Here is a 24786-nt window from a genome sequence, read left to right on the forward strand (position 1 = left end):
AAAGCAGATAGCGGCTGTGAGCCTGCGGATATACGAATAACGTGTTTTAGTTCTCGGGCGCACATTTCCGGCTCTCCGCTGCAATCTTTGCTTACGCAAAGGATTTCCGCTTCGATCCGGGGCGCGGGGAAAATTGGTAAAGACCCAATATACAATTTTTCTCCAAAACTTAGAACCAAATCCCTTTTTTCTCAATCATTGATCTAAAATTACGTACATATCCTATGATTTTACTCCTGCTAGGAAGGAATTTTATCGATTGACAGGAAACATTATATACAATATTTGTTTCCTAAAGAAACAAAGGATACAAAATATGTTTCCAATTGATAAAACAAATCGAGTCAAACTTCAGCCCAATTTCGCAAAAAATCTTGGGATTCTCTTTTACATTCTATTCATTATGGCTTGGGGAACCCTCTCTGCGGAATCGGAAAAAACACAAAATCCAATGCGAATGGAAGATATCCTTCGCATGTCTTGGGAGAACCAAGTAAAGACACAAACACTCAAATTGCAGTTAAAAACAAGTAATTACGATTGGGAAAAAACGAATGGAAACTATGCATGGAATCTCGAAGCCAAAGGTTTAGCAAAGAATACTACCAATTTTGACCTGCCTCAATATATCATCCAAGGAACTAGAGTTACGGATAACACCGTACAGGCGGGAATTAACAAAAAATTCAGCACAGGGACAAGTTTGGGTGTATCCATCATTGACAATCGTTATGAAACCAATGCGGGAAAAACAGGGAATTCCACAATTTCAGGTTTTTCTGGATTTGCACAACCATCCTATCATTTTGCAACTGTTGGAATCAACATAAGCCAAGATCTCTTAAAAAACTTTTTTGGTTACCAAGATCGATTAAAGTTAGCAACCGCTAGGAGATCCTCATCGATCCAAAGACTCAATACTTTGGATTCACTTTCGAAAAGTTTGGTCAATTCACTGATCGAATTTTGGAATTTAAGTTTGGCCGAGGAAAATCTTGAAACTAATACTTCTTTATTAAAAAATGCCAAACTCATTAGAGATATTTATACAAAAAAGGCAAACTATGGATTTGATACAACTGGAGACATCCATCAATGGAACTCGATTGTCCTTTCAGCAACAAGTGCTGTCAAAAATTCCGAACTTGAAAGAAACAAAATCAAAAGAGAATTACTGACTTCTCTTGGCAAAGAACCTGAAGACAACTTCTCTTTTATACCAATTTTGAATGAAGAAGAATTGATTGTTACAGATAATTATGAAACAGAACTGAAAGAGGCTTTTGAAAAAAGATATGATGTCCGTGCTTCCTTGTTGTTATTACGTAACTCAGAAGATAATCTAAAGTCAGCAGACAATGGTTTGTTGCCAAATTTTACAATTGGAGGAACTTATAATTTCAAAAATTATGACCAACAATTCCCACAAGATTTTTATGGAATTTTGAGTGGTAGGTTCAACCAAAACACAGCTGAATTTAAAATTGATTATCCACTTGGCAATGAAGCAGCAGAAGCAGAATATAAAAAAGCTGAATCAAATAAACAACAATCACAAATTGAATGGATCGAAATTCAAAACAGTGTGCGATCAGATCTATTATCAAAAAGAGAGAACATAAAAGTAAGTTTTGAACTCTATTTAGAATCCAAGAAAAACAAAACCGAGAGTAAATTATTTTATGATAAAGCACTCTCTGCTTTTAAAAATGGAAAAGGAACATCTGTTGTTTTAAAAAACGCTATGGATGCTTATGTCCGCTCTCAATCCAATCATTCGCAATCTCTCATTTCTTACAATATTGCAATCATTCAATACGAAATCTCAAAAGGGACATTTTTTGAAAAATATGCAATTAACCCAGAACAAATAGCTATTTTAAACAACGAGGACAACCAATGAATTTAGCAAAATTATCAATCGAAAGACCAGTGTTTATTGCCTGTACGGTCATTTTAATTGCGGTAGTAGGCATAGTTAGTTTTGGGAAGTTAGGTGTCGAAAACTTTCCTGATGTTAGTTTTCCAACGATAGCTGTTAATGTGACCTATCCAGGTGCGGCTCCTAACGAAATTGAAACATTGGTTTCCAAACCTATTGAAGATGAGTTATCCACGATTTCTGGAATGAAAAAAATCAGATCGACTTGTAACGAAGGATCTGCTGTCATCGTTGCTGAATTTTCATCTGATACAGACATAGGTTATGCGGAACAGCAAATTAGAGATAAGGTGGCATTTGCAAGAAAAAAGTTACCTTCCGAAGTAGAAGAACCCGTGATTAGAAGATTTGACCCGTCCGATTTGCCAATCATCAGCATTTCCATGCAATCTGATATGGCAGAAAATGAATTCTACGATTTTGCATCAGAAACTATAAAACAAAGATTAATTTCAGTCAATAATGTCGGTTCTGTCGATATCATTGGAGGACGGAAAAAAGAAATATGGGTAGAATTAGATCGAAACAAACTCATATCAAAAAACATAGCAGCTTCCACTGTATCACAAAAGATAACAACGGGTGGTTCCAATATTCCTGCAGGTAAAATCCGTGGCGAAAGATCTGACCTCAATTTTCGAACGATCAATGAATATAGAAATTTTGAAGAAATTAAAAATGTGCCTATTAGTTTTTTAAACAATGAAATCCCAATACCGGTAGGAGACGTTGCACGAGTAACTACGGGATCTGAGGATATAACTTCACTTGCCTATTGGAATGGCAAACCAGCCTTATTTTTGTTAGTTTATAAACAATCTGGATCAAATACTGTTGAAGTGGCTGATGCAGTCAAAAATCGAATTGAATCTTTAAAGAATGAATATCCAAAGGTTCATTTTGATTACTACAACGATTCATCTAAAGTTGTAAAAGACAATGTTTGGGACGTGGAAGAATCTATTTTTATAGGTATTATTTTAACAATTGTAGTTGTTTTATTCTTTTTAGGAAGTGTTCGATCAACAATCATCACTGGACTTGCATTGCCAACCTCTCTTTTAGGTTCCTTCATCCTAATGTACTTAGCTGGATTTACAATCAACACAATGACTTTACTTGCGATGTCACTTGCTGTTGGCTTACTTATCGATGATGCCATAGTTGTCCGCGAAAATATACATAGGCACAGGGAAATGGGAAAGGATAGCAAACAAGCTGCACTTGATGGTACGAAGGAAGTGACATTGGCCGTACTTGCCACAACCTTTGCGATCCTTGCTGTCTTCGGCCCTATCGGTTTTATAGGTGGGGTAATGGGTCAGGTATTAAAACCATTTGGATTTACTGTTTGTTTTGCTTTGTTAATTTCTTTATACGATGCATTAACAATAGCACCGATGATGTCAGCTTATTTTGGTGGAGACCATTCTGAAAAACAACCAGGTCGAATCAAAAAGATTTTATCGTTCCCTATTGTAATGTTTGATCGTTTTCAGGAAAAATTAACAAATTTGTATGTTAGTACATTGAAATTTACGACAAAAGTTCCAATTATCATAGTTAGCCTTGCTTTATTCTTCTTTGTGAGTAGCATATTTATTTCAAAAATGTTGAAGTCTGAATTCATTCCCACGCAAGATTTAGGACAATTTACAATTACATTTGAACTTCCTCCGGGCGCAAGTTTGGAAGCTACAAAAAAAATAAATACAGAAGTGAATGAACTCCTTCATTCTCAAAAAGAAATCAAACTCACTGCTGGTTTTATTAAACAGAATAAAATTGATATTTATGTAGAATTGGTAAGTTCTAAGGAAAGAAAAATAAACACACCTCAGTTTAAAGATTACATTCGTAAAAAATTAATAAATTATACCTTTGCCAAACCTATTGTTAAGAATTTTGATCCCGTGGGCGGTGGTCAGCGATTATTTTCATTTGTTATTACAGGCAATAATGCAGAATCAGTGGAAACTTACAGCAAACAAGTATTTGATGAAATTAAAAAGATGAAAGACCTTACAGATCCCGACATTAGCCTTAGGGATGGTGCTCCAGAATTCAAAATCATCCCTAAAGGTGATCAAATTGTAAAATTAGGGGTAAATCCACAAACAATGGGAAAAGAACTGAGAACCATTGTAGAAGGAGATAAGGTAGCTGTGTTTCGTGAGAATAATTTCGAATATGATATAAGGGTACGGATGTTAGATGAACAAAGAGATTTGGCAAAAAACTATAATCAAGTGAAAGTGCCAAATATAAATGGTTTTTTAGTTCCATTATCCTATGTTAGCTCTGGAATCGCAAGCACTGGTCCAGCTACTATCCTTAGACAAAATCGAACTAGAGCAGTGGAAATCTCCGCTGATACAGATCCAAATGGACGAGGTTCTGGTTTCGCAATGGAAGAATTGCAACGTATTGTGAAAGAAGTCCTCCCGTTACCTGAGGGTGTCAAACTCACATTTAGCGGACAAACAGAAGATTTAGAATCCACTGGTAAAAACATGGGCATTGCCCTTGGTCTAGGTGTTGTGTTTATTTACCTTGTTCTTGCTTCGCTTTATGAAAGTTTTATCATACCAATCTCAATCCTTGTTGTCATTCCACTTGCGATGACTGGGGCTTTTTTGGGATTATATATAACAGGGAAAGCTATGGATATTTATGCAAACATTGGAATGATTTTACTTTTTGGACTGGCTACAAAAAATTCCATTCTTCTAATTGATTTTGCAAAAGACTTACAAAAAACTGGAGTAGATACTGTAACGGCACTCATAGAAGCGGGAAGAGCAAGACTCAGACCCATACTTATGACATCGATTGCTCTCATTGCAGGTATGCTTCCAGTTGCCATTGGATTGAATGAAGCATCCAAACAAAGAACAACGATGGGTGTAACTGTCATTGGTGGATTAATATCTTCTACAATTTTAACTTTGTATGTAATTCCCGCTGTGTATCAATACATTTGCAAGTGGATTGAACCAAAGAAAAAAATAGTTACTAAATAAAGGAGTAAGAATTGGATCCTGTTCAAATTAGAATATTAGATAAAGCGGAAGAATTGTTTTCGAAGTACGGTTATTCCAAAACCAAAATGGAAGAAATTGCTAGTTCTTTAAAAATAAGCCGCAAAACATTATATAAATTCTATTCTAATAAACAGGATCTTTTAGAATTCTATTTAGATTATAGACAGAAGGTAAACTCTGAACTTCTAAATCAGATTGCCGATGACGAAACCTTAACTGCTGTAGAAAAATTCAATAAAATGCATAAAAATTTTGTGGAAGACTCACCTAATACAATGTTAGATGAATTTATTCGAGAAATCTCAGAATTATTTCCGCACATCGCAGAAAACATTAACAAATACAGGGAAACTGAACTACCGAAAATATTAACTCGAATATTCAATACGGCAAAAAAAAAGGGGGAACTTAGAGATGGTTTTATGCCAGAAGTAGCTGTCCATTTGTTTTTAGCTTCCATCGACAAACTCATCAACAATAAGTCATCCATTACAGTACCACTCAATATCCACCAGTTTCAAAACGAAGTTGTCAATGTAATATTTTATGGAATTCTAAAACGCTAAAAAATATACTTTACGAAACCAAATTGAAAGTATCATAAAATCGTTTTCCATTTGGTTACTGAAGTTGTAGCCATTTTTCAAATGAAAACTAAAAAGTCTAAATTGGCGATTTAAAAAACCTGGTCATTCCACAACGGCGAATTGCTGTGTAAGGGCGATTCCACTCCTAGAAAACTTATTTACTTTTGTAAAGAACAGATAAACTTAAAGAAAATATTTAGGATTATACATTTGAATGATCAACGATTTTTGGATGCGTATTTTGATCGCATTGGATTTAAGGGCCCTCAAATTCCCTCTCTCGAATTATTAAACAATATTACCTTAGCTCATGTTCGCAGTATCCCATTTGAAAATTTGGATATTCTATTAGGTAAAAGTATCAATATTAGTTTGGATTCAGTTTTTGAAAAATTAATCATTCAAAAACGAGGTGGTTATTGTTTTGAACAAAATGGACTTCTTTTGCATGTTTTGCAGAAACTAGGATTTGAAGTCACTCCTATCAGTGCGAGAGTTCGTTTAGATAGACCAAGGGAATTTACTCCGCCGCGAACACATGTTTTTCTACGAGTAGAACATTCTGGAAAGTCTTGGTTCACTGATGTTGGTGTAGGTGGAGTATCACTCACATCAGCAATAGAATTCATTCAAGATACAGAACAAAAAACAAATCACGAAACAAGAAGAATTGTTTATGAAGGAAATCGTTACTTCCATCAAGTTTTATTTCCAAATGGATGGTCCGATGTTTGTGAATTTACTTTAGAAGAAATGCCAGAAATAGATCGTGAACTTGCAAATTGGTATACAAGTGACCATCCAAAATCTCATTTTAAGGACCGCTTAATTGTTGCTAGGGCAGGCGAGGACGGGAAAAGGTTTACACTAGTCAATAGAGAATTCTCGGAACGTGACAAAAATGGCATTGCCAATAAGTTTCTAATTAAATCACCCAAAGATTTAATAAAAATTCTTAAAGAAAAATTCAACCTTACTTTTCCCTTAGATACAGAATTTCGGACACCTGGTTTACAATGGGATCAATGATTTCGTAAATTAAAATATCAAACTAAATAAACATACAAATGTGATACTATTACTTTAAAGGTTTTTTCTTTGAATTTTTTGAATCTAAATTAATAATCAAATAGGTTTAGAACATTAACTCAGAAGAATTTATAAAAAACTAACAGGTGCAAAATTATTTTTGAAATCCATTTAAGAAAAGAACTATGGTATGCCCTCAGTTTTTTATTGCAATTTAGGTCTATCCATTTAGAGATGAACCCTCCAGGAGAGTTTTTTTGAAAATCAAGCAACTTCTTCCAGTTACATACTTACTCTTAAATTATAAGGGTCGAATTGATAGAAAAGTGTATTGGATTGCCTCATTGTTTATGTGGTCCAACTTTTATGTTTTTTACCAAACTTTGGACTATTTCCTAGGAGAGACAAGTACTTGGATCATCTACCCGCTCATGCTTTGGGGGATACTTGCAGTTTCAGCAAAACGATTTCATGATATTGGGAAATCAGGAAACACGATCCTACTCACGTTTATACCTATTTTTGGTCCGTTGTTTGTCATTTACCTTTTAGCCTTTAAAAAAGGAAATACTAAAGGCAACCAGTACGGCTCAGTTCCTGGGTCGGAAATTGATTATTATAAAAATGATGATGGAACCACTATTCCCCACTTAAAATCAAATGAAGTGATCATAAACGATGTTACGCGATTAAATCCAGTAATCGTATCCTCTGTGTTTCGTCCAGAATCCTTGGATGAACTTATAAATTTTGTAAAATCATCACCAAGTTCCATCTCTGTGGGTGGAGGGCGATTTAGTATGGGTGGCCAAACAGCAAGCCCAGGCACAGTGCACATTGATATGCGAAAACTCAATCAAGTGATTGATTACAATCCATCGGAAAAGTGGATTAAGGTCCAAGCAGGCATTCGTTGGTGTGACATTCAACATTATATCGACAAAGATGATTTATCTGTTAAGATCATGCAAACGTATGCAAACTTCTCTGTAGGTGGTGCATTGAGTGTCAATTGTCACGGCCGTTATATGGGATTGGGTCCTGTTGTTTTATCAGTCAGATCCATTGATGTAATCCTTGCCGATGGTAGTTTAATCAAAGCAAACAGAGAAGAAAATTCCGATATATTTGCTGGGATGATTGGTGGTTATAACTCCGTTGGTATTATAGCAGCGGTTGAGTTTGATTTGGATGACAATGTTAAAGTAAAACAAGTCAGCAAAAAAATGAAAAAAAACCAATACTTCCAATTTTTTAAATATAGTATTCGGGAAGATAAAAAGGTAATTTTTCATAATGCCGATATTTATCCTCCTAAATATAAAAACATTAGGGCAGTTAGTTGGGAATTTACTTTAGACAAACCTACCGTAAATTCAAGATTTATGCCATTACAATCATCTTATCCAATCCATCGTTATTTTTTCTGGGACTTTACAGAATCTCCATTTGGAAAATGGAGGCGTGAGTATATTGTAGATCCTCTGCTATTTTTTTCCAAAAAAGTCCACTGGAGAAATTATGAAGCTGGTTATGATGTTTTAGAACTAGAGCCATCAGCACGTGAAAAATCAACTTACGTATTACAAGAATACTTTGTTCCAATTGAAAAATTTAATGTATTTTCAGACAGATTGTGTGATATCTTAAAACGCCATAAAGTAAACATGGTGAATATTTCAGTACGTCATGCAAAGGCAGATGAAGAAACTTATTTGTCATGGGCGCCCAAAGAAAGTTTTGCTTTTGTATTATATTATAAACAAAAAGTAAACGAAACTGATAAGTTAAAAGTCGCAGTGTGGACTAGAGAATTAATGAATGCTAGCATTGAAGCAGGAGGCACTTATTATTTACCTTACCAAACCCATGCATCCAAAGAAATGTTCCAGAGAGCTTATCCTAAATACAAAGAAATTTTTGCTTTAAAAGAAAAACTAGATCCCAAGTTTCGATTCAAAAATATTTTTTGGGATACTTATTACAAAGATAACCAAAACCCTGAAGTTTCTGATTCCAAATTTCATCAAATTTTTGCAAATGTAAAGTGGAGTGATGCACTCTATCGCTTTCTGCAAGTGGTCTTTAATCTTTATCCAGAAGAAAAATTCTTTCAGTTGATCTACGATATCACCAAACAATACAAAACAGATCTCGAAATTTATTCACAAATTTCAAAAAGAATAAATTCAGTTAAACCTTTTCATGCTGATTTGACTTACGCATTACCTGCACTACTCAAACAAAAAAAAGAACTGTCTGAGCAAATTTTGGAACTACTTGGAACCAATACTACCATTAACGGATATATGGAAATCGGAACCACTGGAAGATACATTTCGAGTTTAAAAAATAAATTAAAATTTAACCAAAAAATTTATATAGTAAATTCAGTTCCACCTAAGTACAATGCAGTTGATATTTTAGAAAGAGGTGGGATCAGAAAAATTGGAACTTTTTATCCACTCAACGATTATGATCCGATTAGTAATGAAATACCTTCTGAAAGCCTAGATCTTGTTACTGGTTTGATTGGCTTACATCATATACAATTAGATAAATTAGAATCCTTCATCCAATCAATCCATCGAGTTCTTCGAGTTGGAGGTAAATTTATATTAAGAGATCATGATGTGAAAGATTCAGAAATGTCTGCATTTGTTTCGCTCATCCATACAGTTTTCAATCTTGGATTAAAAGAAACTTGGGAATTTGAATCTGCTGAATTTAAAAAATTTCGTTCCATTGAGGAATGGATAGAGATTCTGAAAAAATTCCATTTGCAAGCAGGACCAGAAAGACTACTCCAGAAGGATGACCCTTCTGATAATACTTTAATGATTTTTACGAAGGTATCAAAATGAGTCGATTGATCTTTACTACTCTAATTTCTTTTTCCCTCAGTATTTGCATTTGGACCTCAAAACAATCCACTACAGAATATATTGAAAAAGTTCCAAATGAATGGATGCTGAATGATACGATGTCCTTCACTCCCAAAGAACATGTACGTCCCGGAGACCAAACTTTTTTAACTTTTCCCGAGTGGTTTTTAGTTCATAGTCCCAAAGAACAAGCTATATATTTTAAAAATCAAACTTCTAGCACATTTCCTTATTGGGAACACGTTTTGCAACTTTGGAAATCATATATGATTGTTTCAGACCAAATTTTAGAATCATATGAATTTAACTATGGATACCATCTAATGATAGTTGTATTAACCGTCAGTACGACAGTTGAGTATGGAGCAAAACAAATTTATGAAAAGATGATTGGTCGTATTACCACATTAACCGAAGACAAGGCACTCACTGAAGAAGACCAATTCAATGCAAAGTTCACACAATCTTACGTAAACTTTATACTACAGACTCCTTGGTATGAATATAATTTCTTTCAAGAACTCAAATCTCTTTGGATTGAAGTTCCTTTATTTGGGGATCATATGTTTCGCAAATGGGAGAGACGTTATTATCTGACCACAGATATTTTTGTAAAAGCTGTGTATGGATTTTTGATCAAAAAAGCCACAAAAGCTACCTACGAAGATCCTATTTTAGGCACTGCTATTGTTTTAGATGAAACCATTAATACCAATGATAAAATAAAACTTCTAAATGGTAAGGATCCTCTTCATACTGTGTATTTGATTCCTAGGTATGCAGATTTCCATTCTACTTTGGAATCTATCCTTATAGGAAAAACTGTCGACTTACAGGAGATAGCAGGAAATAAATCAGCCACCTTAGTGACTATCTTATTAAAGAAGGATGATAGTTTTCCAAAAATTCCTGAATCAAAAACGATATTCCGACAAGACATCCTCACTAGACCAGGAGAAATGCGTTATGCGCTAGTCTCCAAAGTTCAAAACTTAAAAGCTATGTTGGAAATTCTAAGTGAAAAAAACATCGAAATTGAACATATCTACGATTTTTAATAAACCAATTAGATTAAAATTCTTTCAAGAAGCCGCCTTCCCTAAGAAATCGCTCCTAAACTTGAAGATGGATCCAAAGTGAGGATATTAAAATTCAATTTCTTATATTTAAGAAACGAACATAGAATCATTCAATTTTAAATCATATAGTGATTATTCAAATTAATACTCGTTGGTATTTTTAGAATCTAAAAGAAGGATACCATGAAATAGTTGTTATATTTAGCTTGCTATTTTTTTCGAATATTTGAATCTTCTGCTGTATGATACAGAACATTCAATCTTCCAAAATTAATATTACTTTTCTTCTCATATTGTTTATGAGTTTTAACTGTGCGACGTATATGAGAAATTCATCGCAAGAATTACAAATCTTGGGACCAGAAAATAGCTCAATTTATATTGAGAATGAAAAAGTTGGTGAATCACTGATTGTCACAAAAGCTGGATTTCCAGAACTTGAAAAAAAACCAACCAAAACGATCCGAGTGGAGAAAGATGGTTTTAATCCGGAATCTGCGCAAATTGAATCTAGTTTTAGTTTTTGGTTTTGGGGAAATATACTTTTGCTGCCTGCCGCTCCTATTGGTTTTATCACAGATTATTACTTAGGTTATCATAAAAAATATTCACCAAAATCCGTTGTTCTAAATAAATTAACGGTAAATCCCAGTTTCAAAATTCAAAACAATAATCCTTCACATGATAAATTCAATCAGAGAGTAATACAAGATAAGGACAAAATTACCAGTGTCAGTTATGGAAATTTAATAAAAGTTCGTTTAACAAAAGTTGATGAATCTGGAAAAGAAATTCCAGACTCAGAAGTCCAATTTGCAGGTTTAATGAATCCCAATCAAGAAGCACAGATTAAACCAGGTCGGTATTTGATCCAAGGAACTTTTGAAGGGGATGCCTATGATCATAAAGCGAGAATCCGATATACAGCAAAAGTACCAGGCCAATCAATCATAGATATACCGGGTGGCGGAGTTGGTGTTTTTTGTGGAACCATCGACTATGAAAAAAAAGGAACTGGTATTCGATTCCTTCATATCAATGAGGAAGACACAACATTGTTTCAAGGTATATTGCCAAGGTTTGATTTTCTTAGACGAATTGCCTTGGAAAATTGTAGGGATGTATTTAATCCACAAGACCTTAAAAGATAAACCCATCGCAAACAAAATAAATTGATACTTTTGGAGCTGAGTAACTGATTTTAGTCTCAGCTCCAGTGGAAAGAAATACGAACTCAGGTAAAGAGGAACGAATCCAAATTTAAATATGTTTTGCCAATCGCTCCGATTGTTTTGCAAGTCCATCCACATTTTCACGTAAGTGTGAGGTATTGGATGCAAGCGAAGATGCAGATTGTTCAATTGATACAAGTGCCCTCGACATTTCCTGAGTTCCTATTTTTTGTTCCGATGCCACAACTTCCAATTGTTTGGAAAGTGAGAACAATTCCTGAAATGAATTTAAAAATGATTTATGAATCGATGTTTGTTTTTCCACTTTAACTTTTAAATCAGATAAGTTTGAAACAAGAATCCCAAAACTTTTGTCTTGGATTCCCATTTTTTCCTTCGTTTCAGAGGCAGCAGTATTTCCGCTAACAATCTGTTTGGCTGCTTGCGTAATGATTTTTGAAATGAGGGAAGCATTTTCTTGTGCGCTATCAGCAAGTTTTGCAACTTCTTGAGCTACAACGGCAAAACCTCTACCATGTTCACCAGCCCTTGCCGCTTCAATTGAAGCATTTAATGCTAGTAAGTTGGTCCTGTCGGCAATATCCCTTAAAATTTGATTCACTTCTTCCACTTTTTGAAAACTTTCTTTAATTTCTTCAAAATTAGAACTTACAGAATCCATTGCTGAAGTCACTTGGAAACTATATTGTTTGGATTCGTCTGTGGTTTGTGCCAAATTGATAGTTGATGAGTAAACTTCAGACAAAATTTTATCCATCACTGAACTTTCTTGGTTTAAGTCATCAATTCTAGTAAACTGTGATTTTACAAAATCGCTAGCGCTGTCCATTGATGCTGCCAGTTCTTCCATTGATGCGCTGATCTCTTCGACACTCGAAACTTGTGTTTGAATTTCAGAATTTAAAGAATCCATAAATTTTAACATTTCTTGGACACTTTTGTTTAAAGTCTCTGCTTCTGATTGGATGTTTTGTTTGGTTTGATTTGCAGATTCCGATTTTAACCTTGCATCCTCAGCAGATTTAGTTGCCTCATTACTCGAATTAGACATAAATTTTACAACAGCACTCATCATATGAACACCGCAAACCAATGCGATTGTATTGATTCCAATAAAGGGAATCCCAAATTGGTTTGCCGCAGTGGCAATGAATTTGATTTCTGCACCTCCCATGACTCCTAAAAAAACATAAAGGAGTAAACTAGAAATTGCGATGTATCCAACTGTCATTGTTAGTCGGTAAGACAAAAGAAATCCAGAATAAATAACGACGAATAGAAGGACCAACATGACAAAAGGTAATGTTGCAATTGATACCTTTTCTGCAGGTGATTTGGACATAATAACCACAATTGCAAAAACACTCGAATAGATGATGATATCGAGTAAAATGGAAACGTAGGCAAATTTTAAATAGAATTTTTTCTGTTTGTAGAGCCAAAAGGTATAAACACCATACGATAATACCACAAATTCTAAAAATGAAAGAATAAGACTCATGGTCTTTTCCGTTGTGGGAATTGCCACCATAAAGAAAATATTGATGGATAACATCACAATCGCAAAAGAAATACGAATTGTGTTCGCAATCATACTCCCCTTTTCTAAATAGTTACCGGTTACAGCTGACATAGGGCAAATCTCTCCAATAGAAATTGACGAAATTTTTTGAATTATTTCGCAACGAATTATATTTTACATTATTAAATAGGCCAAGAATCGTCAAAATGAATTCAGTTAGTCAGAGTAGATTTTAGAAACTAAACGTATGTAAAACATACAGAGTTAATTATTCAGCAAGATTCATATCTAATACTATGCTTAAAAACTTAAATTTGGGGATTAATAGCAAATCAAAAGAATACATCTTATCACTTGCTCATCCTTTGCAATCCCTTTCCCACCCAAGTAACCATCGAAAAAAAAGTAACAATCATTTTTAAGCAAAGCTTTATTTAAATTTTAACTATCATTAAGTGAAATCCGAATAAAAGCCACTCCAACTTCCCAATTCTTGCTAACTATCGCGAATATTGATAACTAAGTATTTTATACCTTGAAATCAGACAACTTTACACCAACGGAAACGCATATTAGTTGTTATGTGAATTAACATTGACGTTTCAAGTTGTGGGCGCACATTTCCGGCTATCCGCTCCAATCTTTGCTTACGCAAAGGATTTCCGCTACTATCCGGGGCGCAAAATATAAAAAATTGTTTCCTTTATAAAGCAATGCTGAATAAAATACAATTTCTATGAAATTCATTCAATTCAGTATTCTAACTATCGTAAGTTTATCTTTTTTAGTATGTTCAAGTTTACCTAAAAAGGAAAATCCAACCTACAATGGTTGTTCATTAAAATTTAAAGTAATAGAATTAGAATATACCAAAGATCGTAAACACCATTTAGTCTTTGAAGACAATAGGATCAAGGTTGGTGGAGTGATTTACGATGATTTATCTTCAGTCTTTGATGACTGGATCCGTGCTAAAAAAAATGGAAAATATGGATTTATTGATCTCAAAGATAAAGTTGTTATGGATTTCGAATTTTCTCTGGTTGGAGACTTTAATGAAGGTTATGCCGTTTTTAGAGCAGGCGAGGATCGAAAAGATCCAAGAGGATTTGTAGACAAAAAAGGAGATTTATTAGGAAATCAATATTATGATATGACCTATCTATTTCAAAATGGATTGGCTGGCGTAGAAATTAATAAGAAATATGGATTCATTGATAGAAACGGAAAAGTTGTCATCCCGATCAAATATGATTTTATAACAGGAATTATTGATGGATGGGGAATATTCAAAAGAGAGGAACACCAAGGCCTACTCAACAGCAAGGGCCAAGAAAAAATGTTCATTCATGATAAATACGAACTTCGAGGATACTATTATGAAGGAACAATCGTATACAAATACTTAAAAAAAGAAGGAATCATGGATTCAAACTTCAAAGAAATTACTCCGCCAAACTTTGATTATATTGGTAATTTCCATGAAGGTTTAGTTAGATTTAAAATTGGCAATAAATGGGGATTTTTAGATAAAAATGGAAAGATTGTAATAGAGCCAAAATTTGATTCTGAATATGATTTTAGCGAAGGATACGCATCCGTTTCCATTGGGGAAAAGTATGGAATCATTAACCCAAAAGGTGAATACCTGATTGAACCTAAGTTTTCCTATATCTCTTCTTTTCATGAAGGCCTTGCAGTTGTGGAGGAAGACGGAAAAAAAGGTTTTATAAATAAAAATGCAGAATGGGTAGTACCTCCCGTTTTTGATAAATTAAATTCTTACAAAGATGGAGTTTTTACTTTTGCCATTGAAGAGAAATGGGGCTTTGTCAATTTAAGGAACTGTAAGAACTAATGAAAAAAATATATTGGATCATTTTGTATCTAGTTTCCGTTTCAATCCTGTTTGCAAATCCTGCAAAACTCATTGAATTCAAATCAATTGGATTTTCGATAGAAAAACCAAATACATGGGAAGAAGTAACATCAGAAGAGTTTCTTGATAGCAAAAACCGTGTTTATTTGGATTCAAAAACCTTAACCAAATTATTACACGAAAGTAGAGAAGTTCCATTGTTCTCAATTCGGAAGGGAGACCCTGAAATTGAAAAATATCTCACGACAATCAATATCAAAGCTCAGAAAAGCGATTTAGAATTTAACAATATACCGGCTGACTTACGCACATATCTATTTAGACTTTCATTAGTATTAAAAAATTTTGATTACATTGTTGAACCTAAAACTGTTAGAATTAACGGCAACTTGGCAGGATATGCCTTATTTTCCCATTCCATCTTAGACGAGGAAAACAACGAAACTAAAGTAGTTTCAGCATTTTGGATTTTCCCAATGAAAGACCATATTTATTTAGTGGGATCTGGATTTTTATATGAAGATTTTGAATCATTTTTGGATGAAATCAAACAGATTGTGGGAACTATAAAATTTTCAAAACGCTAAAAAAACATATTTAGTTTTATATATGACTCCCATTGCCATTACCTCATCTCTCTTACTTCTTTTCCTCGCAGCCATCCACGTCTATTGGGGTTTTGGGGGACTTTGGCCAGGGAAAAACAAACAAGAATTAATTGACTTAGTCTTCGGAAAAGGAGATAGATTTCCAGCACCGTTCATGTGTTTGTTAGTTGCTATCTTTCTATTTTTTTTCTCCTTGTTACCTATTCTATGGATTTTGAAGACTAAACTATCATTAGATGGCAAAATGATCTTTAGATTAAGAATTCTTTTGACAATTGTATCATTGATTTTTTTATTACGAGGATTACTTGCTTATTTTCCATTCATCACAAAACAATGGAAACCTATATTTGTCTATTACACAAAACGAATTTACAATCCATTATGTATTTCCATTGGACTAGTTCTACTAATTCAAATTTTAATTTAAAAAATATTTAAATATGAAGATTCTAAAATAGAAGGACAAAATGTACCTTTAGATTTTGAATCTATAATTAACACAGAGTTAGACGGCGCAGAAAATGGAATTCCATAAATCTTTCCATTGGATGCCAGTGTTCCACCGTTCCATTTATTAGTTCCAACTAAACCTGCAAGTGTTGAAGTATTTGCTGTTTGATTCATTGGATCTAATATGAGAATTTCTTCGCTTGATGCTGGAATTCCGTAGATTTTGCCACTTGGCGCTAATACTCCACCAATCCATTTTGGATTAGTACCTATAATGCCGGAAATTGTAGTCGTATCGGCAGTGCCATTTATTGGATCAATGATAAGAACATTTGTCGCATTATACGGCATTCCGTAAATTTTACCATTAGGAGCCAGAACACCTGAAGACCACATAAACGACCCACTGAGACCTGTAATCGTAGAAGTGTTAGCTGTATTGGTTACAGGATCGATGATAAGAACACCATCAGACATATTATAAGGAATTCCATAAATTTTTCCATTAGGAGCCAAAACACCAGAGGACCATTTACTTGTAGCCACTCCTAAACCTGTGATGGTTGTCGTATTTGCTGTATTCGTAACAGGATCAATAATTAGAACACTGTCGCTTTCCGAAGGTATCCCATAAATTTTGCCATTGGGTGCCAGTACTCCACCATTCCATTTACTAGTTCCTGAACCTAAACCAGTGATCGTTGTCGTATTTGCTGTGTTGGTAACAGGATCAATAATAAGAACATTGGGACTCGAATAAGGAATTCCGTAGATTTTGCCATTGGGTGCAAGAACTCCGCCATTCCATTTATTGGTTCCAGTTAACCCAACAATAGATGTGGTATCAGCAGTATTCGTTATAGGGTCAATGATAAGGACTGTTGTTGCTTGATAAGGTATTGCATAAATTTTTCCATTGGGTGCAAGAACAGAACCTAACCATCGAAACGATGCAGAGGGAACCGTAATTGAAGTAGAATCAAAAGTAGGACTTCCTGTAGATCCTTGTTGTGATTGAAAATTTATTTCATCTAAAAATTTTTGCGAATTTTCAGTTTGAATTACTGAAGGATAATTTAGATCGCAAATATTCGTTGTTATTTTTATTCCGCAATGAGGAGAAAGATCACCTCTCCCTATTTTGACAATTAATGTTTCAAGAAAGGTATTAGAACTTGAATCACATGAATTTTCCAAATCAGCGGGTTTACATGTAAGAAGTACCAATAATATTCCCAATAAAATTTTCATTGTTCCGATATTTTTATATAAACCAAACAAGTGCTATCTTTTTTTAGAATCCCATCAAAAAAGTTAATTAAAAGAATACCATAAATTAGGATTTTGACTAATCAAAATAGGAAAGTTAAAATTTGAATGTTCAATTATTTCTTGCTATCTTTTAAAAATGCTTCAAGGTTGATTTTTATTTTGTAATCAATGGAACCATCAGACAAACATAACGAAAAAATGGCTCAAATGACTTTTGCCACAGTTTATCCACTGTATCTGACAAAGGTAATAAAAAAAGGTAGAACCAAAAAGGAATTGGATTTGGTAATTGAATGGTTAACTTCTTTTGATTCAAAAAAAATAAAAGAATTAATAGATGAGAAGGTTAACTTCCAAACATTCTTTGAGAAAGCAAAATTAAATAAAAATGCACATCTGATTACAGGTATGATTTGCGGATATCGAGTGGAAGAAATACAAAACCCTTTAACCCAAAAAGTCAGATACTTGGACAAATTGGTGGATGAATTAGCAAAGGGAAAGGCGATAGAAAAAATATTGCGAAATGTATAATTTAACTCCTTAAATTATATCTCTCCTTGACAATTCGAAATATGGATGATCTCCTGATTAAGTTCTAGTATTTAAATTCCTGTTAGGTTCCCTATGGCTGACGAAGAGACAAAAGATTTTTTTCGAAAGATCATTTTTACCAATGAAGAGATTTTAAAACTAAGAATGCTGCTTTATAGCTTAAAAATTCGAGCTTTAAATGCTCAAATTCTTTCGGCAAATTCGGGAGCTTTCGCTGCCAGTTATGGTGTTGTTTCTGCCGAAATCATTCATTTTAATCACAAAATACAAGAAGTAAACGAAAGACTAACGAAAGCCATTACGATCGTCATAAAAATGGCTAGTGAAATGCAAAAAATTGCCAAAGTATATCATCTTATGCATGCAGCAGTAGAAACATGCAAAACAAGAAAAGTAAACCCAATGCATTTTAAAAATATCGAATCGAGTTTACGTTACCGATTCGAAGAAAAAGAAATGTTAGATTCTCAGTTGAAAAAAGAATTTAATGCCATACATAACTTAGTGAAAAGTTCCACTAAGTTATGTATGGAAGGCAGGACAGTTTCTTTACAAACACGCATTGAGTCAGCATCCATAGTAGAAAACCAAAAACTTTTTTTAGCAGTGGCAGAAAGTTTTGATGGAGCACTCAATATTATCGAATCATCTTATCGTTATCTTGCAAAACTCTGGTAAACCATGAAAAAAATTCAAACTATCTATTCGGACAACGATCACAAATGGTCAGTAATTGCAAGAGATCCTTCCAAACCCAATTGGCTCATCGATACCAACGAATATCTAATAGAATCAAATGGAATGGGTCTACTCACAGATCCAGGTGGTAGCGAAATTTTTCCCGAAGTATTTTCTGCACTTGTAGAAGTATTTCCTGCATCACAAATTCAGAATATTTTTGCTTCTCATCAAGACCCAGATATAGTTTCGTCTATATCTCTTTGGCTAGAAGTCAACCCATCAATTCGTTGTTATGTGAGCTGGCTGTGGACAGGATTTTTACCACACTTTGGTGGAAATGCAGATACATTCATTCCTATGCCCGACGAAGGTATGGAAATCATACACCAAAACATCAAACTGAGATCCATACCTGCGCACTTTTTACATAGTGCTGGAAATTTAAATCTTTGGGATCCCAAGGCAAAAATCTTATTTAGTGGAGATGTAGGTGCCGCCTTACTTCCAGAAGACGAAACAGATTTGATTGTAAAAGATTTTGATAAACATGTTCGATTTATGGAAAAATTTCATAAACGTTGGATGGCATCTGAACAAGCAAAAATAGCTTGGTGTGAACGAATTTCCCATCTCAAACCAGATATGCTTTGTCCACAACACGGATCAGTGTTTCAAGGTCCCGACGTGGAACGATTTATCAACTGGTTTTCGGAATTAAAAATTGGAATGGATGCTTTGGCGCTTCCGAAACCATAAGTTGAGAACTTGGTGATTGGCCCCTCGCCCTTTCCTTTTTTCGGATTGGAAAATCTATAGAAAAGTTAAATTCCACTGAACCGCGCCTATATCGACTTTTCCCAAAAGAATCAGTTCCCCAGTAGTTTGGTTGATACTATATTGAATTAAATTTCCGCCGTTTGCAGCGACATAAGCAAATCGTCCCGTTGGATCAATGATCATAAATCGAATGCTACTATATGCAAAAGTAGTTACATTAGAAGAATAGGAAATTTTACCACTTTTGGAATCTACTGTATAACAAGAAATTGTATCTTCATTGATATGAACTAAATAAAGAAAACTTCCACTGGGATGAATTGCAGTACTATTGATACTTTTACCATGAAAAACAGAATCCACGATACTCATGCTGCCCGTATTTTTATCAAAACTTAATACTGTAACTGCAGGAAAGGATCCAACATATATATATTTGCCATTGGGGTGAGTTGTTATATGACCGGATCCATCATTGGGAAAAGATGGACTTATGTTAACTTGTGATAAACTTCCATCAGCATAGTTGATTCGAAATGAAGTGACCTCTGTTACAGAAGGATTCATAAAAAATATAAAATTTCCATTTCTTGAAATTTGAATTTGTGAATGTACAATGGAAGTGTTATAAAAATTAAGAAAACTAAGAGTACCATCTCCGTTAATTGCAAAGGCGTGGATGGATTGAGTGCCTTCAGAAGCCAAATACAAATACTTTCCATCTGGAGTGATCACAAGGTTGCGAGGACTATTTCCAGCTGCTGCTGTGGTTGGAGAATTTTGAGTCAAAGCCCCTGTCGTTTGGTTGATTAAATGTTGCGAGATCGTGTTGCCATAAAAATCACCAGTATACAAAAATTTACCTGATGGCTCCACTCCAATCCCAGTCGGTCCATTTCCAGTTGGAAAAGAAGCATAATGGGACAACAAACCTGTTGTGTGATTCATAGTGAGAAAGGCAACCGATGAGTTTAGATCTAAACTTGTATAAACGTAACCTGTAAAAACTGTAATATCACAGTCAGCTTTTGCCCTTCCATCAGCTGAGGTAGCAGTGATAATTACCTTTCCATTGCCGATACTTTGTACAAATCCATTAGCATCCACAGTAGCTACTGTGTTATTGCTACTAGACCATTGGAATGATGAATCGACTTGTGATCCGAAAATATAATATTTTGCTTCTAACTGTAAACTTTCCCCTTTCCGAATTCCGGCCCAATTGCGATTTAACTCTACAGAGGATTCCGCATTTGCTAGTAAAGCCCAAAGAGCCAGTAATGAATTCGAAGAGGATTTTTTTTCTGGAAAAAGAAGATCATGAACAATAGGATTGAGAAGACAGGCATTAAAAGAAAAAATACAAAGAAATAAAGATAAAACTTTTTGGAATTTATAGAACGACGGAAGATTCAATCGATGTAAACGATCTGTTTTCATAGGAACCAACAAACATAAGTAAAGCGGATACTAGAAAATGTCATTCCAAAAATATAAATGTGACAAGAAATCAATTGAATTTTGTTCAATGCCAGCGCCAGGGATTGTAGTGGAAATCGAAGCGAAGCGGAGATTGAAACGAAAAGCCCGGTCGTGCCAAGTATAGATTGGGTTATAACAAAAAATTCGAGGCGCCCCAATTTGAATAAAGATGGCAAATTTGTGGATTAAAATGAACTTTAAAGAATCAATGAAAGTCTGAGAAGAGTAGGATTTTATTAAAGGAAAAACTTTATGCCAAATACAAAAACACTTTCATCCAATGATTGGCTTTCGATCTCTTCCTTTTTAGTTTTAGTCTTTGCTTTGTTAGCTCCTATTGGCGAAGGACTTCTCATTGTATTCGCCGTTGTTTTTTTAGCCGTTGGAATTTCAAGTGCAGTTCATAGTGCAGAAGTCATTGCTGAACGCGTAGGTCCATCACTCGGAACTTTGATTTTGGCAATCTCAGTAACAGTGATTGAAGTAGCATTGATAGTCAGCTTAATGAGTAATGACACTGCTGACTCACCGCAAATCGCAAGAGATACAGTTTTTGCAGCTTTAATGATTGTCACAAATGGAATTATTGGTATCTGTATTTTGTTAGGTGGACTAAAACATAAAGAATTGGGTTTTCAATCAGTAGGGACAACGGCCTTACTGGGAGTCCTTGCCGTACTGTCCACTCTTACGTTAATTTTACCATTATACACTACAACCACTAACAAAGGAACTTACAGTGCAGGACAACTAATATTTGTATCTTTTGCATCACTGGTTTTGTATGGATCACTTGTTTGGTCACAAACAAAATCTCATAAGAACTTTTTTTCTGCAGGAGAAATTGAATCATCTTTAGAAGAAACATCCACAAACAGACCTTCTAAAAAACGAGCCATTACAAGTTTTATTTCACTTTTATTTTCACTTGTGGCTGTCGTAGGTTTATCAAAAATTCTTAGCCCTACCATAGAAAACACAATTTCTGCGTTAGGTGCACCAAAGGCGGTTGTGGGAATTGTCATTGCGATTCTTGTTCTTGCACCAGAAACATTGGCTGCCATGAATGCTGCAAAAATCAATGAACTTCAAACTAGTTTAAATTTGGCATTAGGATCTGGTGCTGCAAGTATTGCACTTACTATACCAGTAGTTAGCCTTTATTCATTATTATTCGATAAACCACTTACCCTTGGATTGGATTCCAAGGGTATTGTTTTTCTGATGGTAACATTTCTCGCAGGTAGTTTCACTTTCGGCTCAGGAAGAACCACATCACTTCATGGACTCATTCACTTAGTGATCATGGCATCCTTTTTGGCGATTTCACTGATGCCTTAGAATCTGAATTCAGAAAAGAAGTTTGGTCTAGGACCTTACTTCTATAAATACTTAGTTTGGATTCATCAACTTCCGCAAACAAGGCATCCTTCCTCCATCGAACATGACTCACCAACAAAATTAGAATCCACTTTATCTTTGTTATCCGGCAATGGTTGCTGTTGTAAATTTTTAGGATTCAAAATTTCTTCTCTAGCTTTTTCTACTGTGAATTGGATAGCTTGGGTTGCTGCCTTGGTTCGCAAATAATACATACCTGTTTTTAGGCCTTGTTTCCAAGCATAAAAGTGCATGGAGGAAAGTTTAGAAACTGTTGGATTTTCGACAAATAAGTTCAAAGATTGTGACTGGCAAATAAATGCACCACGATCTCTCGACATATCAATGAGAGATCGTTGTTTCATTTCCCAAACCGTTTTGTAAATTTCTTTGAGTTCATCCGGGATTGATGAAATAGATTGAATACTTCCGCCGGATGCAATAATTTTATTTTTCATTTCGGAATTCCAAATACCAAGTTCAATTAAATCGTTTAATAGATGTTTATTGACGATGATAAACTCACCACTAAGAACCCTTCTAGTATAAATGTTAGAAGTATATGGTTCGAAACATTCATTGTTTCCTAAAATTTGCGACGTGGAGGCTGTTGGCATTGGAGCAACAAGAAGTGAATTTCTTGCGCCGTATTGTATTACTTCTTTGCGTAGAGATTCAAAATCCCACCGCTCAGTAGGTTTCACATTCCATAAATCAAATTGAAAAATTCCTTTTGATAAAGGTGAACCAGGAAAACTTGGATACGGACCTTCTACTTTTGCTATGTCTTTACTCGCTGTCATTGCGGCAAAGTAGATAGTTTCAAAAATCTCAATATTTAGTTTTTTTGCCGCATCACTTTCATAAGGCATACGTAACAAAATAAAAACATCGGCAAGACCTTGAACGCCAATACCTATAGGGCGGTGTTTTAAATTGGAGTTTTTAGCTTCCGGTACTGGATAATAATTTTCATCAATAATTCGATTCAAATTGATTGTCATTTGATAAACAATTTCATATAATTTATCAAATAAAAAAATTCCATTTGCAACAAACTTTGGCAAGGCGACAGAAGCTAAATTACAAACTGCAACTTCCTCTGGGCTTGTATATTCTAAAATTTCAGTACAAAGATTACTGCTCTTTATAGTACCTAAATTTTTTTGATTACTTTTGGCATTAGCTGCATCTTTATATAATAAATAAGGAGTTCCTGTTTCAATTTGCGATTCCACAATGGCAAACCAAAGGTCTTGGGCTTTTACGGTAGAACGTGACCTTCCTTCTCTTTCGTATTGTTCATACAATTTTACAAATTCGTCTCCATAAACATCGGAAAGACCGGGGGCTTCATTGGGACAAAACAAACTCCAGTCTGCGCCTTCTTCTACTCGTTTCATAAATAAATCAGAAATCCAAAGTGCAAAGAATAAATCACGAGCCCGCATTTCTTCTTTTCCATGATTTTTCTTTAATTCTAAAAAAGGAAAAATATCAGCATGCCAAGGTTCCAAATAAACCGCGAATGCTCCTTTTCTTTTTCCACCACCTTGATCTACATAACGTGCAGTATCATTGAACACACGTAACATGGGAATAATTCCATTGCTAGTACCATTAGTACCACTTATATAGGATCCTGTAGCACGTATATTATGAATAGAAATTCCTATTCCACCAGCGCTCTGGGAAATTTTTGCGGTTTGTTTGAGAGTATCATAAATTCCATCAATACTATCATCCTTCATTGTCAAAAGGAAACAACTGCTCATTTGCGGTTTTGGAGTACCTGCATTAAAAAGTGTAGGTGTTGCATGCGTAAACCAACGTTCGCTCATCAGGTCATAAGTTTTAATTACATCATTAATTCTCTCTTTATGAATACCAATGGCAACTCTCATGTACATGTGTTGGGGCCGCTCTAAGATTTTTCCGTCAAGACGTAACAAATAAGATTTTTCTAAAGTCCTAAACCCAAAATAATCAAATCCAAAGTCTCGATCATAAATGATAGAGCTATCTAATATTTCTGAATATGTTTTAACAACTTCCCAAACATCCTCGGCAATAAGCGGCATCCATTTTTTAGTTTTCGGATCAATGTAAGAATAGAGTTGTTCCATTGTTTCCGAAAAAGATTTAGTTGTGTTTTTATGTAGGTTACTCACAGCGATTCGGCTAGCAAGCAGTGCATAGTCTGGATGTTTTGTAGTAAGTGAAGCAGCGATTTCGGAAGCTAAATTATCCAGTTCAGAAGTGCTAACACCATCATAAATTCCTTCGATTACTTTTTTGGCAACATCGATAGGACTTACCAGACGGCTTAGTCCATAGGATAGTTTTTCGATTCTAGCTGTAACTTTATCAAACTTAACCGATTCTTTTTTTCCATTTCTTTTAATAACAAACATATAA

18 protein-coding genes are annotated in these 24786 nt (G+C 34.6%); 14 read left to right on the plus strand and 4 right to left on the minus strand.

What is annotated here, in order from left to right:
• The first annotated feature begins 316 nt into the window (after positions 1 to 316).
• From EHQ31_RS16110 to EHQ31_RS16140, 7 genes are all read left to right on the plus strand, one after another.
• Positions 317 to 1903, plus strand: a complete 1587-nt coding sequence (locus tag EHQ31_RS16110) for a TolC family protein (protein ID WP_244247437.1) — start codon at positions 317 to 319, stop codon at positions 1901 to 1903.
• Complete coding sequence (locus EHQ31_RS16115; RefSeq protein ID WP_135571956.1) at positions 1900 to 4965, plus strand: efflux RND transporter permease subunit; 3066 nt, start codon at positions 1900 to 1902, stop codon at positions 4963 to 4965. The genes EHQ31_RS16110 and EHQ31_RS16115 overlap by 4 nt, the downstream gene beginning before the upstream one ends.
• Before the next feature lie 11 nt (positions 4966 to 4976).
• On the plus strand, positions 4977 to 5552 hold the full coding sequence (locus tag EHQ31_RS16120; protein WP_135571958.1) for a TetR/AcrR family transcriptional regulator: 576 nt from the start codon (positions 4977 to 4979) through the stop codon (positions 5550 to 5552).
• A 231-nt stretch (positions 5553 to 5783) separates the two neighbouring features.
• Entirely contained in the window at positions 5784 to 6602 is an 819-nt protein-coding gene (locus tag EHQ31_RS16125) for an arylamine N-acetyltransferase family protein (RefSeq protein ID WP_135571960.1), read from the plus strand.
• Between the two features lie 257 nt (positions 6603 to 6859).
• Entirely contained in the window at positions 6860 to 9466 is a 2607-nt protein-coding gene (locus EHQ31_RS16130; RefSeq protein ID WP_135571962.1) for an FAD-binding protein, read from the plus strand.
• Positions 9463 to 10545 (plus strand): hypothetical protein, encoded by a 1083-nt coding sequence (locus EHQ31_RS16135; protein WP_135571964.1) that lies wholly within the window; start codon positions 9463 to 9465, stop codon positions 10543 to 10545. Before EHQ31_RS16130 ends, EHQ31_RS16135 begins: the two co-directional genes overlap by 4 nt.
• Before the next feature lie 263 nt (positions 10546 to 10808).
• Positions 10809 to 11717: an LEPBI_I2678 family protein gene (locus EHQ31_RS16140; protein WP_135571966.1), complete on the plus strand. Its 909-nt coding sequence runs from the start codon at positions 10809 to 10811 to the stop codon at positions 11715 to 11717.
• A gap of 109 nt (positions 11718 to 11826) precedes the next feature.
• Here EHQ31_RS16140 and EHQ31_RS16145 read toward each other — a convergent pair whose 3' ends face one another.
• Entirely contained in the window at positions 11827 to 13392 is a 1566-nt protein-coding gene (locus EHQ31_RS16145; protein ID WP_135571968.1) for a methyl-accepting chemotaxis protein, read from the minus strand.
• A gap of 625 nt (positions 13393 to 14017) precedes the next feature.
• Here EHQ31_RS16145 and EHQ31_RS16150 point away from each other — a divergent pair.
• The 3 genes from EHQ31_RS16150 to EHQ31_RS16160 are packed head-to-tail and all read left to right on the plus strand — an operon-like array spanning position 14018 to position 16198.
• Entirely contained in the window at positions 14018 to 15139 is a 1122-nt protein-coding gene (locus tag EHQ31_RS16150; RefSeq protein WP_135571970.1) for a WG repeat-containing protein, read from the plus strand.
• The gene (locus tag EHQ31_RS16155; protein WP_135571972.1) at positions 15139 to 15747 is read left to right on the plus strand and encodes a hypothetical protein; all 609 of its coding nucleotides are present in this window, start codon (positions 15139 to 15141) and stop codon (positions 15745 to 15747) included. Before EHQ31_RS16150 ends, EHQ31_RS16155 begins: the two co-directional genes overlap by 1 nt.
• A gap of 22 nt (positions 15748 to 15769) precedes the next feature.
• Positions 15770 to 16198, plus strand: coding sequence for a DUF3995 domain-containing protein (locus EHQ31_RS16160; RefSeq protein ID WP_135571974.1), 429 nt, complete (start codon positions 15770 to 15772; stop codon positions 16196 to 16198).
• On the opposite strand, the gene EHQ31_RS16165 is transcribed toward EHQ31_RS16160, so the two are convergent.
• Positions 16195 to 17472 carry a Kelch repeat-containing protein gene (locus EHQ31_RS16165; protein ID WP_244247438.1) on the minus strand — a complete coding sequence of 426 codons (1278 nt, stop codon included), beginning with the start codon at positions 17470 to 17472 and terminating at the stop codon, positions 16195 to 16197. The two genes, EHQ31_RS16160 and EHQ31_RS16165, sit on opposite strands and share 4 nt — an antisense overlap.
• Before the next feature lie 189 nt (positions 17473 to 17661).
• Between EHQ31_RS16165 and EHQ31_RS16170 the strand changes: the two genes are divergently transcribed.
• The 3 genes from EHQ31_RS16170 (at position 17662) to EHQ31_RS16180 (ending at position 19485) form a co-directional block, all read left to right on the plus strand.
• Positions 17662 to 18027: a DUF2200 domain-containing protein gene (locus EHQ31_RS16170; RefSeq protein ID WP_135571976.1), complete on the plus strand. Its 366-nt coding sequence runs from the start codon at positions 17662 to 17664 to the stop codon at positions 18025 to 18027.
• A 93-nt stretch (positions 18028 to 18120) separates the two neighbouring features.
• Positions 18121 to 18726: a hypothetical protein gene (locus EHQ31_RS16175; protein WP_135571978.1), complete on the plus strand. Its 606-nt coding sequence runs from the start codon at positions 18121 to 18123 to the stop codon at positions 18724 to 18726.
• A gap of 3 nt (positions 18727 to 18729) precedes the next feature.
• Positions 18730 to 19485, plus strand: a complete 756-nt coding sequence (locus EHQ31_RS16180; RefSeq protein WP_135571979.1) for an oxygen-binding di-iron domain-containing protein — start codon at positions 18730 to 18732, stop codon at positions 19483 to 19485.
• A gap of 54 nt (positions 19486 to 19539) precedes the next feature.
• Here the strand turns inward: EHQ31_RS16180 and EHQ31_RS16185 are convergent, their stop codons facing one another.
• A complete protein-coding gene (locus tag EHQ31_RS16185) occupies positions 19540 to 20946 on the minus strand; it encodes a beta-propeller fold lactonase family protein (RefSeq protein WP_135571981.1) in 1407 nt (468 codons plus the stop codon).
• Between the two features lie 294 nt (positions 20947 to 21240).
• On the opposite strand from EHQ31_RS16185, the gene EHQ31_RS16190 reads away from it, so the two are divergent.
• Entirely contained in the window at positions 21241 to 22329 is a 1089-nt protein-coding gene (locus EHQ31_RS16190) for a calcium:cation antiporter (protein WP_135571983.1), read from the plus strand.
• Positions 22330 to 22394: 65 nt separating this feature from the next.
• On the opposite strand, the gene EHQ31_RS16195 is transcribed toward EHQ31_RS16190, so the two are convergent.
• Complete coding sequence (locus tag EHQ31_RS16195; protein WP_135571985.1) at positions 22395 to 24782, minus strand: ribonucleoside-diphosphate reductase subunit alpha; 2388 nt, start codon at positions 24780 to 24782, stop codon at positions 22395 to 22397.
• Positions 24783 to 24786 lie beyond the last annotated feature (4 nt).

This window comes from Leptospira montravelensis, assembly GCF_004770045.1.
GTDB classification, from domain to species: Bacteria; Spirochaetota; Leptospiria; order Leptospirales; family Leptospiraceae; genus Leptospira_A; species Leptospira_A montravelensis.

What these genes read in the sequence shown, in the direction of transcription:
- EHQ31_RS16110 (WP_244247437.1), top strand. Translation starts at nt 317, where the DNA reads ATGTTTCCAATTGATAAAACAAATCGAGTCAAACTTCAGCCCAATTTC.
- EHQ31_RS16115 (WP_135571956.1), top strand. Translation starts at nt 1,900, where the DNA reads ATGAATTTAGCAAAATTATCAATCGAAAGACCAGTGTTTATTGCCTGT.
- EHQ31_RS16135 (WP_135571964.1), top strand. Translation starts at nt 9,463, where the DNA reads ATGAGTCGATTGATCTTTACTACTCTAATTTCTTTTTCCCTCAGTATT.
- EHQ31_RS16140 (WP_135571966.1), top strand. Translation starts at nt 10,809, where the DNA reads ATGATACAGAACATTCAATCTTCCAAAATTAATATTACTTTTCTTCTC.
- EHQ31_RS16145 (WP_135571968.1), bottom strand. Translation starts at nt 13,392, where the DNA reads ATGTCAGCTGTAACCGGTAACTATTTAGAAAAGGGGAGTATGATTGCG.
- EHQ31_RS16150 (WP_135571970.1), top strand. Translation starts at nt 14,018, where the DNA reads ATGAAATTCATTCAATTCAGTATTCTAACTATCGTAAGTTTATCTTTT.
- EHQ31_RS16155 (WP_135571972.1), top strand. Translation starts at nt 15,139, where the DNA reads ATGAAAAAAATATATTGGATCATTTTGTATCTAGTTTCCGTTTCAATC.
- EHQ31_RS16160 (WP_135571974.1), top strand. Translation starts at nt 15,770, where the DNA reads ATGACTCCCATTGCCATTACCTCATCTCTCTTACTTCTTTTCCTCGCA.
- EHQ31_RS16165 (WP_244247438.1), bottom strand. Translation starts at nt 17,472, where the DNA reads ATGAAAATTTTATTGGGAATATTATTGGTACTTCTTACATGTAAACCC.
- EHQ31_RS16170 (WP_135571976.1), top strand. Translation starts at nt 17,662, where the DNA reads ATGGAACCATCAGACAAACATAACGAAAAAATGGCTCAAATGACTTTT.
- EHQ31_RS16175 (WP_135571978.1), top strand. Translation starts at nt 18,121, where the DNA reads ATGGCTGACGAAGAGACAAAAGATTTTTTTCGAAAGATCATTTTTACC.
- EHQ31_RS16180 (WP_135571979.1), top strand. Translation starts at nt 18,730, where the DNA reads ATGAAAAAAATTCAAACTATCTATTCGGACAACGATCACAAATGGTCA.
- EHQ31_RS16185 (WP_135571981.1), bottom strand. Translation starts at nt 20,946, where the DNA reads ATGAAAACAGATCGTTTACATCGATTGAATCTTCCGTCGTTCTATAAA.
- EHQ31_RS16190 (WP_135571983.1), top strand. Translation starts at nt 21,241, where the DNA reads ATGCCAAATACAAAAACACTTTCATCCAATGATTGGCTTTCGATCTCT.
- EHQ31_RS16195 (WP_135571985.1), bottom strand. Translation starts at nt 24,782, where the DNA reads ATGTTTGTTATTAAAAGAAATGGAAAAAAAGAATCGGTTAAGTTTGAT.